The organism is Collinsella aerofaciens (genome assembly GCF_902501475.1).
In the GTDB taxonomy this organism is placed as follows: Bacteria; Actinomycetota; Coriobacteriia; order Coriobacteriales; family Coriobacteriaceae; genus Collinsella; species Collinsella aerofaciens_AL.
Genome location: NZ_CABWIF010000002.1, coordinates 46,365 through 62,299 on the forward strand (window position 1 = coordinate 46,365; position 15,935 = coordinate 62,299).

Annotated in this window: 9 protein-coding genes; all 9 read right to left on the reverse strand. The window is 59.6% G+C overall.

The genetic code is table 11. From position 1 onward, the window contains the following. Positions 1 to 203 precede the first annotated feature (203 nt). Positions 204 to 1,880, reverse strand: a complete 1,677-nt coding sequence (gene gatB / locus GDJ93_RS00665; RefSeq protein ID WP_152067374.1) for an Asp-tRNA(Asn)/Glu-tRNA(Gln) amidotransferase subunit GatB — start codon at positions 1,878 to 1,880, stop codon at positions 204 to 206. Then, positions 1,880 to 3,394 (reverse strand): Asp-tRNA(Asn)/Glu-tRNA(Gln) amidotransferase subunit GatA, encoded by a 1,515-nt coding sequence (gatA, locus tag GDJ93_RS00670; RefSeq protein WP_152067375.1) that lies wholly within the window; start codon positions 3,392 to 3,394, stop codon positions 1,880 to 1,882. The genes gatB and gatA overlap by 1 nt, the downstream gene beginning before the upstream one ends. Then, positions 3,394 to 3,705: an Asp-tRNA(Asn)/Glu-tRNA(Gln) amidotransferase subunit GatC gene (gatC, locus tag GDJ93_RS00675; RefSeq protein WP_055287082.1), complete on the reverse strand. Its 312-nt coding sequence runs from the start codon at positions 3,703 to 3,705 to the stop codon at positions 3,394 to 3,396. Before gatC ends, gatA begins: the two co-directional genes overlap by 1 nt. Before the next feature lie 304 nt (positions 3,706 to 4,009). Further along, positions 4,010 to 4,933 carry a class C sortase gene (locus tag GDJ93_RS00680; RefSeq protein WP_193221395.1) on the reverse strand — a complete coding sequence of 308 codons (924 nt, stop codon included), beginning with the start codon at positions 4,931 to 4,933 and terminating at the stop codon, positions 4,010 to 4,012. Between the two features lie 1,221 nt (positions 4,934 to 6,154). Next, complete coding sequence (locus GDJ93_RS00685; protein WP_193221396.1) at positions 6,155 to 7,837, reverse strand: isopeptide-forming domain-containing fimbrial protein; 1,683 nt, start codon at positions 7,835 to 7,837, stop codon at positions 6,155 to 6,157. 114 nt (positions 7,838 to 7,951) lie between these two features. Then, positions 7,952 to 9,622, reverse strand: coding sequence for a SpaA isopeptide-forming pilin-related protein (locus GDJ93_RS00690; protein WP_193221397.1), 1,671 nt, complete (start codon positions 9,620 to 9,622; stop codon positions 7,952 to 7,954). Then, positions 9,615 to 13,070 (reverse strand): Spy0128 family protein, encoded by a 3,456-nt coding sequence (locus tag GDJ93_RS00695; RefSeq protein ID WP_152067379.1) that lies wholly within the window; start codon positions 13,068 to 13,070, stop codon positions 9,615 to 9,617. The genes GDJ93_RS00690 and GDJ93_RS00695 overlap by 8 nt, the downstream gene beginning before the upstream one ends. A gap of 505 nt (positions 13,071 to 13,575) precedes the next feature. Next, positions 13,576 to 14,397, reverse strand: a complete 822-nt coding sequence (locus GDJ93_RS00700; RefSeq protein WP_152067380.1) for an HAD family hydrolase — start codon at positions 14,395 to 14,397, stop codon at positions 13,576 to 13,578. A gap of 223 nt (positions 14,398 to 14,620) precedes the next feature. Next, the gene (locus GDJ93_RS00705; protein ID WP_193221398.1) at positions 14,621 to 15,901 is read right to left on the reverse strand and encodes an MFS transporter; all 1,281 of its coding nucleotides are present in this window, start codon (positions 15,899 to 15,901) and stop codon (positions 14,621 to 14,623) included. Positions 15,902 to 15,935: the final 34 nt, after the last annotated feature.

Below are 15,935 nucleotides of genomic sequence, written 5' to 3' on the forward strand. Positions count from 1 at the left end.
TGGAAAACAGTTTAGTTTATCTAACTATTAAGGTCAACAAAGGTTAACTTTTTGGAAATCTTGGGGGGCGCGATGTGACCAAGGGACCGTTCCTGCGCCACATCCACAAAAAATGAGGGCGCCAATAGCGCCCTCATTCACCAAATTCAATCCAGCCCACCTGACCCGAACGGCCGAGTCGTCTGGCCGGGGAAGCCCCGCAGCTACGAGAGCGACGTTCTCAGCAACTCGTTGAAGAGCTTCGGGTTGCCCTTGCCGCGGCTCGCCTTCATGCACTGGCCCACCAAAAAGCCGATGACCTTCTGGTTGCCGTCGCGATACTGCTGCGCCTGATCGGCACAGTTTGCCAGTACCTCGTCCACAATCGGCTGCAGCGCGCTGGCATCGCTCACCTGACGCATGCCGCGCTCGTCGACGATCTTGTTGGGGTCGTCGCCGGTCTGGGCCATGGCCTCAAAGACCTCGTGCGCCTGGTTGGAGCTGATGGCATCGGTCGCCAGCAGCTTGGCAAGGGCTGCCACCTGAGCCGGCGCAATGCCAGACTCGGCCAGCGAGACGCCCGCGCCCTTAAGATAGGCGATCATCTCGTTCACCAGCAGGTTTGCAACCGTTTGGGCCTCCTTGCCAGCCATTCCGGCAGCGGCGGCCTCAAAGAACTCGGCAAACTCCGGGTCGCCGGCGATTTGCTCGGCATCGGCCGCCTTAATGCCAAAGTCGGCCTCAAAACGGGCGCACTTGGCATCGGGCAGCTCGGGAATCTCGCCACGGCAGCGGTCGATGAACTCGTCGTCCAGATCAAACGGCGCCAGGTCGGGATCGGGGAACAGACGATAGTCGTCAGCCGTCTCCTTCACACGCATGACCACGGTGCGCTTGCGGCTGGGCTCCCAGTGGCGGGTCTCCTGATAGATGATTCCGCCCTCCTCGAGTACCTCGGCCTGGCGGCAAATCTCGTAGGCAAGGCCGTCGTGCAGGCTCTTAAATGAGTTGAGGTTCTTGAGCTCGGTCTTGGTGCCCAGCTTGGTCTCGCCGCGGCGGCGCAGCGACACGTTGCCGTCGCAGCGCATGGAACCCTTCTCCATGGAGCAATCGGAAATGCCCAACGTCACAAAGATGCGACGGAGCTTCTCCATAAACAGGCGCGCCTCCTCGGGCGTGCGCAGATCGGGCTCAGTCACGAGCTCAATCAAAGGCGTTCCGCAGCGGTTGTAGTCGACGAGTGACTCGGCCGCGGCGGTAATGCGGCCCTCGGCACCGCCCACGTGCACCATCTTGGCAGCGTCCTCCTCCATGTGGATGCGCAGGATGCGAATGGGCACCGTGTAGGAACCGTCCTCGCGACGCTCGGGCATCTGCAGGCTGGACGCGTCATAGCTGGCCAGGTGGCCGGCGCGCTGGTTGCCCTCGCGCATGGTCGACGTCATGGACGTAGACAGACCCTCGGCATTGGCAGAGGCGCTCGCCAGGCTCTGGGCCTCGGCCTCGCCAAACGCGCAATCGGGGCGCTCGGCGGCACCGCGACCGGTCACGTCCAGATCCAGGTGACCGTACATGGCAAAGGCGACCGGACCCTGCGTGGTCTGGAAGTTCTTGGCCATGTCGGGATAGAAGTAGTGCTTGCGGTAGAACATCGAGTGGCGCTGGATCTCGCAGTTGGTGGCGAGACCGGCCTTGACGATGCTCTCGATGGCGCGCTTGTTGGGCACCGGCAGGGCGCCGGGCAGGCCCAGGCACACCGGGCACACGTTGGCGTTGGGCTCGTCATCGTGGCTGAGCTTGCAGTTGCAGAACATCTTAGTATCGAGTGCGGTGAGCTCGGTATGGATCTCCAGGCCGATCACGGCCTCCCAATCCTGCAGGACCTCGGAAAGCTCCTTCATTACAGCTCGCCTCCCTTCCCGGCAAAATCGGGCGCGACGGAAAGCGCGGGCGCACCCGTGGCGGCATCGGCAAAGCCGCGCTCCAGAGCGCGGGCAAACGTGAGCAGCTGACGGTCCTTAAAGGCCGGACCCACCAGCTGGGCAGAAACGGGCAGCTGAGTATCCTCGCCCAGGCCCAGCGGCACCGAGATACCACCGTTGCCGCAAATGTTGAGCGAAATGGTGTATAGGTCGGAAAGGTACATCTGCGTGGGGTCGCTGATCTCGCCAAACTTAAAGGCCGTGCGCGGCGAGGCAGGCATGAGGATGGTGTCCACCTTGGCATACGCGGCGTCGTAGTCCTGCGTGATGAGCGTGCGGGCCTTTTGCGCGGCGTAGTAGTACTTGTCGTACACGCCCGAGCTCAGCAGGTAGGCGCCGAGCATCTGACGGCGCTTGGCCTCGGCACCAAAGCCGTGGGCACGCGAAAGCGAGCTCTGGTCGGACAGGTTGGCGCAGCCCTCCTCCTGATAGCCGTAGCGAATGCCGTCGAAGCGGGCCAGGTTGGAGAACGCCTCCGCCGGACCGATGACGTAGTAGGCGGCGATGGCGGCGTCCAGGTGCGGCAGGTCGACCTCGACCAGCTCGGCACCCTGGTTCTGCAGCTCCTGGGCGGCGCGCTGGACAGCAGTCTTGACCTCGGGCGTCAGGCCCTCGGCCTCCATAAACGCGGGGATGATGCCCACGCGCTTGCCCTCGATGCTGTCGTTGAGATGCTCAGTAAAGTCGACGGCGCAATCCTGGCTGGTGCAGTCGTACGGATCGTGGCCCGCGCCGGTAAGCGCGTTCATGGCCAGCGCGACATCCTCGACCGTGCGGCCAAAGGGGCCCACCTGGTCGAGCGACGATCCAAAGGCAACCACGCCGTAACGGCTCACGGCGCCATACGTGGGCTTAAAGCCCACCACGCCGCACAGCGACGCCGGCTGGCGAATGGAGCCGCCGGTGTCCGAGCCCAGCGAGAGCGCGACCTCGCCCGCGGCGACGGCGGCAGCGGAGCCGCCCGAGGAGCCGCCGGGCACGCGCTCGGTATCCCAGGGGTTGTTGGTGCGGTGGAACGCCGAGCTCTCGGTGGAGCTACCAAAGGCAAACTCGTCCATGTTGGCCTTGCCCATGGGCAGGCAGCCGGCATCGAGCATGCGCTGGACGCAGGTGGCGGTGTAGACGCTCTGGTAGTCCCCGAGCATGCGGGAAGCGCAGGTGGTGCGCGTGCCCACGAGGTTCATGTTGTCCTTAATGGCCAGCGGCACGCCCGCGAGCGGGGGCAGCGGCTTTCCGGCGGCACGGTCGGCATCCACGCGTGCGGCGGCCTCGAGCGCGAGCTCGGGCGCCACCTGCAGGAATGCCTGGACCCCGCCCTCGCGCGCCTCGATGGCGGCAAGGGAGGCCTGGGCCACCTCGGTAGCGGTAAAGTCGCCGGCGGCAACGCCCGCGGCGATCTGGGCGGCGGTAAGGGAATCGAAGCTCTGCGCCATTACTCGCTCTCCCCCTCTCCCAAAATGGACGGCACGCGGAAGTAACGGTCGCGCGCGCTGCCGGCGTTTTCGAGCGCAACGTCGAGCGGCAGGTCGCGCTCGGGCTCGCGCAGGTCATCGCCCATCACGTTGGACAGGCTTCCGATGGGATGGAACGTGGGCTCCACGTCGGGCAAGTCATATTGCAAGACGGGCTCAAGCATCTGGACGGCGTCGTTCAGGTAGGACGTCATCTGGGTGAGCTCGTCATCGGTCAGTGCGATCTTTGCGTACTCGGCGATGCCGCGCACGTCTTTCTCGCTGAGTGCCATAGGCGCTCCCTTCCGCATAACAGATAAACCGCTCTAGTATACAAGGCAACGCCGCTTGGAGCAGGCGCTTTACCCAAATGCAGCGAAAACGTAACGGGGGCGGCGGTTGACAGGCGGCGGGCTGGCGGTTCTGCAGCGAAAACCGCGCCGTCCATAACGAAAACCGTCTCGCCCACAACGAAAAGCATCACAACATTCGACGTTTTTCGCCAAAATCGCGATTTTCATCGAATGTTGTGATGGTTTGGAAGTCCCGACCACCGCAAAGGTGCCTGTCCCCACCGTGGCGGTTCTGGAGAATGTCTTATGCCGAGGCTTTGGCCTTGCGGCGCTTGCGGACCGCGTGGATCACGATGTCCAGTAGCAACAGCACAATGGCCACGACCACGATGAGCACGGCAAACTCGCGCTTGCCCCAGTGGCGGCCGGCCAGCGACTTTTGCTTGTCGACGTCCTTCTTGTTGTACTTGGTGCGCACGCAATGCACCAGCAGGCGATGGTCGTTCACGCCGTAGGGCGTGCAGGTGACGAGCGTCACCTTGTCGGCGCCGGGCTCGATGGTCAGCGACTCCATCTCCTCGGGCAGCACCACCTCGGAGTCCACCATCTTATAGGCAAGCGTCTTATTCATGGTGTGCAGCAGCACCAGGTCGCCGGGCTCCAGCGAGTGGATGTCGTCGAACATGCTCAGGTTGCGCATGCCCGAGTGCGCGGTGAGCACGCAATGCGTCGAGGTGCCGCCCACCGGCAGGCTCGTGCCCTCCAGGTGGCCGACGCCCGCCATGAGGACCTCCTCGCTCGTGCCGTGGTAGATGGGCATGCTCACGTCGATGGAGGGGATTTCGACCCAGCTCATCATGGGGTCGCGGTCAAAGATGAGCTGCTGGGCGTAGGGCTCGATCTGGTCGGCGGGAAGCTCGGTGGCCTCGCCCGCCAGCTGCTCGTTAAAGGAGCGCGCCTGGAGCAGGATGCGCTCGCGCTCCTCGGCAGACAGCGCGTCCACGGTGCTGGACACCGTGCTGATCTGGTTGAACACGCCCGAGGCCTCGAGCCGGTCCAAGATCCACGGCCAGGTCATAAGGCCCACGCCAATAAGGATGATGACGATGGTGATGAGCCGGTCGGCCCAGCGCGGCAGCCGCTTGCGACGGCGCTTGGCCTTGGGCTTGGGCTGAGGTTTGGGCTGAGGGCTTGAGCCACCGTTTGTCGCGGCGTTATTGCTCTTCATATGTTTGGCGCCCTGCACCATCGCCGGTCACTCCTCTACAACTCAAGTTGTCTAAACAAATAATAGCCGATTAGCGAGCTTCCACGCCGGACAATGCAGCCTAGCAGCATTGCGCAGTGCGAGTATGGGCCCGCATTTGAGTTTTCAAAATGTCCCGAATCGGCTGAGCGATTCGGGATACAATGTCAATAGAAAACGACGCACCCCGCGTAAGTGTACGAGAGCGCGGGCGGCCTAGTTTTCAGCTTTTGTTAAATGCCCGGGATCCGACCCCCGGGCATTCTTATTTGCGCTTTCGACGCAAATGCCGTCCACCGTCCGCACCGCGCGTGCGCCTACGGACCTTAAACCGAACCTCATACGAGTCAAGAAACGCGATGACGAACGTGCCCACCGTCGCGAGGGCGGCGAGCGCGTTAAGGAATTTCAGCATTTGGGGACCTCCGATCGAGTCGTCGGCCGCCCGCGCACGGGATGCGTCGCAAGGATATTTTACTGCGAGCGTATGCACCCGCAGCTGGTAAACGCGATTTTGACAAACATTTGTTCGATAGCTATAAACACGATTCCTCATCCAGCGGAACCTGGTCGCATTGTCCGGGTTTGCCCGACGTGTTTGCGTTTTCAAAATGTCCCGAATCGGCGAAGCGATTCGGGATACAATAACTACAGGAAACGACGCACCCCGCGTAAGTGTTCGAAAGCGCGGGCGGCCTAGTTTTCTGGTTTTGTTAAATGCCCGGGCCTCTAACCCCGGGCATTCTTATTTGCGCTTGTTGCGGCGCAAATGCCTTCTACCGTCCGCACCGCGCATGCGCCTACGGACCTTAAACCGAACCTCATACGAGTCAAGAGACGCGATGACGAACGAGCCCACTGCCGCGAGGGCGGCGAGCGCGTTAAGGAATTTCAGCATTTGGGGACCTCCGATCGAGTCGTCGGCCGCCCGCGCACGGGATGCGTCGCAAGGATATTTTACTGCGAGCACCCGCACTTACAGCTGGTAAACGCAATAATTGCAAACATCTGTTCGATATTCATACGCTTGATCCATCGGGCAATGGAGTCTGGTTGCGTTATCCCAAAAGAACGGGGCAGACTCCAGTGCGGAGTCTGCCCCGAAAAGAGAATGGCAAAGCAAGAACGTCGATGGACGAGAAAAGTGTCCGCAAGTCTCATGGCCATCACATCCCACCTGCCAAAGGGATGGGTGAGTGAGCGTTACTCCTGCTCGGACTCCTCAGCCTGCTTACGGCTGCGGATGAGGTGCGCCACGCCGATGCACAGCACCGCGCCACCAGCGATCCAGGTGAAGGTCACGCCGTTGAGACCGGTCAGTGGGAGGCCAACCTGCTTGGTATCGCCAACGGTGATGTTGAAGATGCCGTCCGTCTTCTCCGAGCCAGGCTTCACCGTCAGGCTGTTATCTCCGGTGTCGCCATAGGTGAGGCCGGCGATAACCTTGTCGCCCTGGCCAGTCGTAAGTTCTCCAGTGAGCCCAGTAAGACCAGCATCCGGATCATCGTCCTTCATGCTCGGCTTGATCTCGAAGGTGAAGGGGTCGACCTTAGCGTAACCAGAGGGGGCAGAAACCTCCGTGACGGTATAGGTGCCGGCGTCGAGACCAGTAACCTCGATGATGCCCTCGCCATTGGTCACAAACTCTTTGGGCGTTTCACCAAGGGACCCATTATCCTGGACATACAAATTCGTGGATGCAACATCGTCTGCCGTGGTGGCCTGGATGGTGAACCTGGCGCCTTCGAGGGCCTTCTCGGTGCCCAAGTCGACCTTATTGATCTTGAGGCCGTAGGTGTAATCCTTGACCGTGTCAGGCTGGGTCTCGCCGCGCTCGCTGGTCATGGGGTTATTGGAGTAGTTGAGCGTCACGGTGTTCTCGTTACCCTCGGTGCCCGCGACGACCGCATCCTTGTTGATTTGCGCCTTATAGGAGACGACGATGTAGGAGTCCTTAGTGACGTCACTGACCTCCTTCAGGTTATCGCAGGTCCACGTCGTCGTCTTGCTGCCGTCTTCGGCAGCCTCGGCGGGCGTTTCCTTCTTGAAATACGCAGTGATATCCTCACCCTCCGTGCGGGCGAGATCGCCCTTCGCGTCAGTCCTGCTCTTATACAGGTAGACCTTAGCGCCCTTCTGCAGCGTCAGGCCCTTGGAAATCTTGTCGGAGAACTGATAGAAATACGTGTCGTACTTGTCGAAGTTCTCTGCGACGGTGCCGTAAAGGTTGTACGTCACGTCCTGGCCGATCTGGGAGTCAGCGGCGTCGTGCTCCTTGCTGTCGGCATCGCTCACGATCTTCTTCTCGACGGTGGGGATGCCCGTTTTCTCGCTGACTTCAACGGGAGTGCTTCCCACGACAGCGAAGATGGGGGACGTACCCGCCTCGCCCTCATTAATGGTGTCGGCTTTGGTCACAAAGAGCCAGTAACCGTGCGCGAGACCAGAGGCAGCACCATTAGTCGTTGTCTTTTTGTCAGCAAGGCCATCTACGGCAGCAGCAATCTTATATGCAGTGGAATTAAATGCCACGCTGCTGTCCTCATCGCCCACTTTTTTCGTGATCCAGTCCGCGGCGTCTTGGGCGGTCTTTCCCTCATAGGAATTGTCCTCTGCCTGGATAACCTTCACGACAGCAAGCTGCACATTAGTGTTTGCCCACGTAATGTTGCTGACGGTTCCATCGGTGGCAACATCAGCATTGAAAATCTGATAGCCCTCGAACTCGGTAGTGTTACCCTCAACGTTCTCGATAGTCACCGAGCCGTTCGCAGTCGTCGCACCATCCTCAGCAAACGCCATGGTCACCGGGGCCATGACGCCGCCGAAGCTCAGCGCTGCTGTGAGGCCGGCGGTTACTGCCAGGCGTGCGATGTTCTTGCTCATGCTCATCTTCTTTTCCTCTGCTTTCTGCTCGAATTCCATTTGATCTAAATCTGTCTGTCTGTGTCTTAGCATCTACTTCGCTACGTCTCGCCCCGCTCTCTGTGGGGCTGCCAGCTACTCTTTATGGCTGCCACCTCCCCGCTTGACCAGGAGCGCGACCACGATGAGCGCGGCTCCGGCGACCGCTGCGGCGGCCGCGGCGTACATTGCCATATCGCCAGTCGAGGGCATAAAGCCTCCGGTGGTAATGCTAGGGGGTGTGCCGGTGGGCGTGTTGATGAGCGACGCCTCCAGGCTGCCCGTCGACCCGTCCGCGCTGTCGGCGCGCAGGGGCGACTCGGCCGTGATGGTGAGCTTGGGTTTGGCGGCGGCCACCTGGTCGACGTCCAGACCCTCGGCCTTGACCGTCACGGAACGCGTGCCCTCAAAGGCGGTGTAGCCCATGGGCGCCTTGAGCTCGCGGACCTCCAGCTTGCCCGAGTCCACGCCCGAGACGGTCACGCGGCCGTCCTCGCCCGTGGTGACGGTGGCCTTGCCCTCCGCATCCCACGTGCCGTCGGCCGCCAGCGTGCGGCCGCGGTCATCGGCGATGCTCAGGACCGCCCCGGCAAGCGGCTTGTCGCCGTCGCTGCCGCGCTTGGTAAGCGCGAGATCCCAGGTGTAGGCGCACGCGTCATCGCTCGGCGTGCGGGTAAAGCCGGCGTCACCGGACTGGTCGGCAAAGGGAGAGCGCGGGTAGCGCAGGTAGACCTCGTTGGGGTTGCCCTTCGCGATGCCGTGGCTGCATGCGCTGTTGAGCGGCGCATTGTACACGGCGACCACGCGGGCGCCCGCGGTGAAGACGTCGGCCCCGCCGAGCGCGGCGATCAGGTCGCCGGTGCGCACGGTGAAGGTCTTACCGTCGGCCGCTACCTTGGTGGCGCACTGGGCCGTGATGTCGGTCCAGCCCTTTGCGGGGTCGGTGCCGACGCGGCCGTCCTTGTCGGCCGAGACGGCGTCGAAGCCGCCGTCTGCGCCCGCCGCCACGTACACGCGCATGCTCGCGGCCACCTTGGAGGGGTCGAGCCCCGCGCTCATGGTGTCGACGAACCGCACCGTATAGGTGTCGTAGGCCGTGAGGCCCGCCGGGACCGTGGCAGAGAGGCGCCAGTACAGGTCGTCGGCGACCGTGGCGTCGGCGGCCTTCTGCCAGGCGGCGGTGCCGTCCTCCAGCACATGCTTGGACACCTTGGGGGTCGCCGCCTTGGGCTTGACGGTGACGGCGCTGCCGCCGACCAGGGCCATGATCGGCGCGGTGCCGGCCTCGCCCTGGGCGATGGCGTCGTCGTCGGCGACGATGAGCCAGTAGCCGCAGGGCAGCTCGGCCGCCGTGCCCGCGTTAAGGGCCACGGGCACGGCGCCAGAGCTCTGGAGGGAACGTGCGAGCTGTGCGCTCAGCGCGCTCGTAAGGTGGGAATCGGTGTTGAGCCACTCGGCAGCTTCCTGCGCGGTGGTCTGGGAATTGGGCATGCCGGCGCTGTGCAGCACAGGCAGCGCGGCGTCGCGCACGGCGTCGCTTGCCCAGGCGAGGTCGGTGGCGACCTTGGCGTCGCTGTCGCCGTCGACGACGTTGGCGCTAAAGATCTGGTAGGCGTCGTAGCTGCTCGCCACGGTGCCGCTCACCGTGATGGAACCGGTCGAGGTCGGCGCGGCCTGCGCGGAAGCGGGGAACACAACCGCGCAGGTGCCGATCAGGAGGGCAAGCAGCGCAAACAAGATCGGGAAGGAGCAAACTTTCTTATTCACGACGCTTACCTCCCTTCGCATTCGCCTTGCGACGAATGTGCATCCAGGCCGCAGCAGCGCAAAGCACCGCCGCGCCGGCAAGGTACGTCAGAGTGACGCCCGACATACCAGAAAGGGGCAAAGAGGTTGAGTAGGTGTTGGTGAAGGTGGGAAGGCTTTGGCCAGCGCTGGTGTCCTCACCGTATTTAAGCGGTTGCTGCTTATCAGCGGAAATCTCTTTGCCCTTGGCATTGAAAATCTTGGTGTAAGACACTTCGCACTTAATCGTCTTATCAGACTGATCAGTTGCTTTGACCGTAATCTTGTAGACCGACTTGTCGTACGTGTAGTTCGTGAACGGTGCGGTCGGCGGCTGTTCGCGGACGTAATAGGTGAAGGTATTGCTTGCACCACGGCCGGTGGAGTCAGACTCGAGCTTGTTTAGCTTATCGAGTGTGTACTCAATCTTGTCGACGAAGCTCAGGGTCTGGGACTTCTTGTCGCCAGCCTTCGTATTAACCGTCTCAGCGTTATTAAAGTCCTCGTTATCCGCAAACTCGAGCGTAAACTCCTTCATCTCGCCACCCTTAACGACCTTAGTCGCCTTAGGAGTCCAGGAGCCGTACGAGTTGTACGGAGTGTATTCGTTAGTGAAAGTCACCGAGCTATCTTCACAGGCAATTGGATAATAGCCATCTCTATTCTGCACATTGTCCCATGAATTTGTGACACTCCACGCCCCAGATGACTTGTCGAGTTCACGCTTGGTCACATTGACGTTTTCAATCGTGTAGTTATGGATGTTGAGGGGTATCTGCCTGTTCGGGTTTTCTTTTGTCGGAACAGTCATGAGCTCGGTCTTTGTATCCTTAACCGATGCCACAATCTCATACACAGCAGAGTCATATGTGATGTCGGAGTCCTCGCCGGTATCTTCGACCAAGTAGTATGTGATTTTGTCAGCCGTACCGCTTGCTGCGAACTGTTCACCAAGCTCAAACGTGATGTTGCCGCTTGCATCATTATTTGCAGTTCCCACCTCAGCGCAAGCGTCGCGATTGAATTTCCCATTAACGAAAGGATCTTCCGAATCCTTGCGGTAGACCATAAAGGTGAACTCATTCCCAGTGAGCGTTTTGTTCTTATCAGTCTGCGAATCGATTAGCTTCTTGGTCGCCTTCAGCTTAAGGCTCGGGTAGACATACGTATCCGCAGGCTGACCCAAGTACAGATCGCCATTCGACATGATGCCACCGCCATGATCCCAGGAATAATTTCCGGTGATGAAGGTTGTCGCAGCTTTCTGCGCAGCCGTCGCCTCATCGCTTCCGGCTTGAACACCCGAAGTCAATCCTATGCTTTGATAAATCTGCACACCGCCATTGGCGGGAATATCAATCGGCTCCTTGAGCTCTTTACTTCCCGAATACTGGGCATCTCCGCCGCCGAGCATCTTGCCGATTACTGCCGCAATCGGATCCGTATGGCCCTTCTTTGCCGCAAGGAAGAAATCGACATGACCGTGCTTGCGAAACACCTCCGATTCGTATGCATCTCTATCTTCAGTCTTTTCACCACCACCACCTGAAAGATGGGGTTTAGCTTCATTGCCGGTATTTTTCTCCTTGTTGTAAACATTTTCTTTATTAAAATGATTATCATCATGCTCTTCGCCGGCAGACGAATTGCCAAAGATTGCCGTGCCCTCAGTGCTCGTTACCAACGTCTTGCCCGTGGGGCAGACTGCAACGCCGCCGCCGTAGCCGCCAGCTGTATTGGCGCTAATGTACGAGTTGTACACAAAGAGCCTGCCAGCATTAGATGCTGCAACATTCGAATCACCCTGAACAAAGATGCCGCCGCCGCCCCAGTCAAAGCGAGACATGCAGTGGTTATTAGTGATGTAGACTGGGCTATCTTTTGACGCTCCACTTATCATCGCGTCAATCATCTGGCCCACTCGGATGCCGGCACCTTCAGATCGGTAGCTCACGTTAGAGGCAATAATTCCTCCTTTAATGTCGAGCCATGCCCTATCATGTTGAAAAATATTGGTAACGTAAACGCCGCCGCCAGCTTCCTCGGAATAGTTGCCAGTAATCTGGCCACCAGAAATGGTGACATGGGCGCCGTTATTGGCAGCAAGCCCAGCGCCGCCATGGCCACCCTGGCCATCCTCGCCGCAAAACTTGGCGTATTTATTGTTAGTGATGAAACCACCAGAAACAGCAATACTACCGCCCACGACCATGACGCCACCGCCGAATCCGGGAGTGTTCTCTAGCGTTCTATTGCCGGAGATTGTGCCGCCGGTCACCTTAACCGTGGAGCCTTCAGCATACACACCGCCGCCACTCGGAGCACTATTGCCCGCAATTACGCCATTGGAGATGCTAAGGCTTGAGTTATAGCGCACTTCGATTCCACCGCCCGCGCCCGAGCCAGAAGCGCCGCATATATAGCCGCCACGCATGTTGACGGAAGAGCCGTTTTCGGCATAAACCAAACTGCTGACACTGCTCTGTTGCTGTTGCGTGGCACTGCTCTGTTGCTGTTGCGTAATCACGCCACTCTCGAGGTTGAACGTACCGCCCTTGCCGTTAGTTGCGTAGAGATTAATGAGCTTCAGGTTGGCATTGCCGCCGCAAGCCACAATGGCACCCTTGATACCAGCCTCATACGCTTTAAGAGTTTCGTTTGTACCGGTTCCGCTTGCGACCGATTCGGTTACGTAATAGGTAAGCTTGGTCGGGATGTTAGAATCGCCGTATTCCATTGAAGCGAGATTGCTCCATTTGTTTTCTTGATTAGCCGAGATCTCTGTCGCGGCAGCTTGCTGGCTGTCCTTGACGGTCAGCGTCGCGCCGCCGGTGATATTGAACAGAGGCTGATTTGAACTCGTATGCTTAATCTTATGGCCGTTTAGATCCAGCGTGATTTTGCTGCCGTCCTTGCTAAGCGTGATTATCTCGCCGGTCTCGACATCATTCATAAGCTTGAAGCTAGCAACACCGCTTGCATTCGCCAACTTGGTTTTTAATTCGTCAACGTTTTTTATCTCGTCGGGCGCCGCTTCGGTTTGCTCGCCTTCCGTGGCCGCCATCACAGCGTTGCCATCTGCCGGCTCGTTATCTTCGACCTGCAGCTTACCCTCAGGTTGATCCCCAGACTGACCCTGCTCAACACCATTTGAGGGGTCGGCTTCGCCACCCTCTGCGTCGTCACTATTCTGGTTCTCGGTATCCCCGTTGTTGGTGTTGTCTACATCAGTAGACTCAGTTGAGGAACCCCCCCCCATCACAGTTTCCTCGGCAAAATCTGTCTGGGCATCGTTGGCAATGGCCTGCGAGATCGGGGGCATGACGAGCGACAGTACCAGGCTCAACACGGATGCTCCGCACAAAACGCCTGCCAGTACACGGCGCGTCGCTTTTTTACTCTGCTTAGTTTTTTCTGAATTCGCTTTCATCGATGTCTCCTCCCCAAGAGACCGCGATCTTGCTCTTTCACTATCAAACGTATCTGCGCAATCTGTAATTGCGCACGCTTATAGTACATATTGTAACGATTGTTTGAACATCTAAGCAAAAATACCGATAGTTTTGTAGCGAATTCTCAATTCTCTTGACATTTGCTCGGATTTACCTTCGTTTATTCGCTATGAAATATCTATTTCTGCTGGTAATTAAGCCAGTTATCAGTTTTTTAATAGCATTTTATTTATTTGCACAACATTTTGCTCAAGAGCATGCATCCTGCGAACGGTCGAAAATCGACCGTGAACGGTAGATCATTAACCGGGAGGAATAGACTACCAAATTGATGGGAATATTTTTAACTCATCGGTGGTTAGAAGCATGATGTTCAGACAACGTTATTTGAATTTTCGCGCAGATTTTAGGTATCAATTCACCCAAATCGTCTGAGGCCACCACAAAGGTACCTGCTCCCTTTGTGGTGGTTCTCCTCCGGCGCTATAGCAGATGTTCCTCGATAAAGATCGCGATGCCGTCTTTGTCGTTGCTCGCGGTTACAAAATCGGCGGCGGCACGGGTGGCATCGCTGCCATTTGCCATGGCCACGCCCACGCCGGCGTCAGCCACCATGCAGGTGTCGTTATCGGCATCGCCAAACACGCAGATGTTCTGGAGCTCCATGTCGTTGAGCTCCGCCACGCGCACAAGGCCGCGCGTCTTGGACACGCGCGGGTCCATGAACTCGTAGAGCCGCTGCGTGGTTTGCAGAGCCGCCGCCTTAACGGTGTCATCGGAAAACGTCGACGCCCGCTCAATCACCTGCGGCATCACCTCGGGCGCCATGGTAAACATCACCTTGGGCTGCGGCTCGCGCAACAACTCGGCAAAATCGACCACCTGGTAGGGCACGCCGTCGACGCGCGACAGGTGCTCGACGCACGCGTTGCTCTCGGGCACGTAGAACACGCCGTCTCGGGGGCAGACGGGCGTTGCCGGAAGGTCCGCCATGTGTTTGCAGATGCGCGCGATGGTCTCGCCCGGCAGCGGATAGCTCAGCTCGTTGATGTCGTGCGCGCGGTCGATGACCTCGGCGCCACCGCAGCCCACGAGCACGTCCACCAGGCCTTCGATGCCCCAGAGCTTGTACATGGCCTCGGTCGCGTGGGCGTCGCGTCCGGTGCACAGGCCAAAGAGCACGCCGCGCTCGCGCAGGGCGCGGATCGCCGCCACGGTGCGCGGGAACACCGTGTGCTGGCTCGTGAGCAGCGTGCCGTCGATATCGCAGAACACGGCTTTGATGTGGCTGAAGGTGGTGTCCATGGGGGCCTTTCTGGGTTGCGCGGCGGTGTGGGGTGTGGTCGTTAACGGCGTACATGGTATACCAAGGCACAGACGCGGCCTGCCAAAGCAAAACCACCACAAAGGTGCCTGGCCCCTTTGTGGTGACCAGACCCGAAGGGTGGCCTGGCCTGGGACGCAAACCATCGCAACATTCGACGTTTTTCGTCAAAATCGCGATTTTCATCGAATGTTGTGATGGTTTTTACTGCCTTGCGGCACGATCAAAGTGCCGGCGGCCAAACAGCAGCAGCGCCGCGGGAACCGCCGTCACGACCATACCCGCCCCGATGAGCGTCTGCTGCACGCCAAACGTCGCCGCCAGCCAGGGGGCAATCGCCAGCGGGGCTACGCCGGCAAACATGTTGCCAAAACCCATGACCGAGTTGACGCGACCGAGCTGCTCGAGCGGGGCCGTCGTTTGCACGATCGTGTTGTGGAGCGGGTTGACGACACCCCAGGCCACGCCCAGGGCAATCTGGCCGACAAGGGCTACGCCCACGTACGGCGTTCCCACGTAGAGCAGGCTTCCCAGGCCCACGGACATGAGCGCCACGAGCAGCGTTTTAAGGTTGACCAGGTGCGGCGGCAAGCGGAGCGCGACCACGGCGCCCAGCACCGCGCCCACACCGCTGGCCGACGAGAGCCAGCCCATCCACTCAACGCCGACGTGCAGGACATCGCGGTAGAAGAACGACTCCAGCGGATCGAAAGCTCCATAGCCAAAGTTAGAAAGGAAAATAATGCAGAACAGCAGGGCGAGGACGCTGTTGGTAAAGACCGTCTTGATGCTGGTCGCGAAGGTGACACGGGAGGACGTGCTGGGATTGGAGCTTCGTCCCGCACGCTCCCCTTCCTCTGCCGAATCGGCATCCGCATGCCCGGCGACATGGCTGGTCTGCGGCCTAAAGCCCCAACCGACGACGAACGCCAGCACGGTAAAGAGCATCATGAGCACGAACACCGCGCGTGACGATGCAGCCGCCGCGACAAAGCCGCCCAGTGTGGGGCCGATGATAATGCTCACGTTGGAGAACATGGTTATGGCGGAATTGATGTCTTTGAGCTCGACGGGATCGTCGGTGAGATACGCCGGATAGGACGTAGCGATGGGCTGGGCGAATCCCATCACAAAGCCCAGGAGCACCGCGCCAAGCAGGACGATGCCGGTCGCGCTGCCAAAAACGAGGATCGCCGCGCCGGTTGCCAGCGTGCCCACGATGCTCAGAAAGAAATGACGGCGCGGGCCCCAGGCGTCGAGCGCCGCGCCACCCGCAAAGGATCCCAAGATCACAAATACGTTCATAAAAAGGACGGCCAGCGATGTCGCCACGACCGAGGCATCGTCTGCATAGGTGAGCGTTCCGATGACGCCGATAAAGTAGCTGGTCTGAAAACCGGTGTAGATGAGAAAGCGCATCGCCACCAGGCGTTTGGCCTGTACGGACAGCGATGGTTGAGGCTTTGAGAAAAGAGAGGCGAGCATGGAGACTCCTTGTTTCATACGAATGCGGACGGCA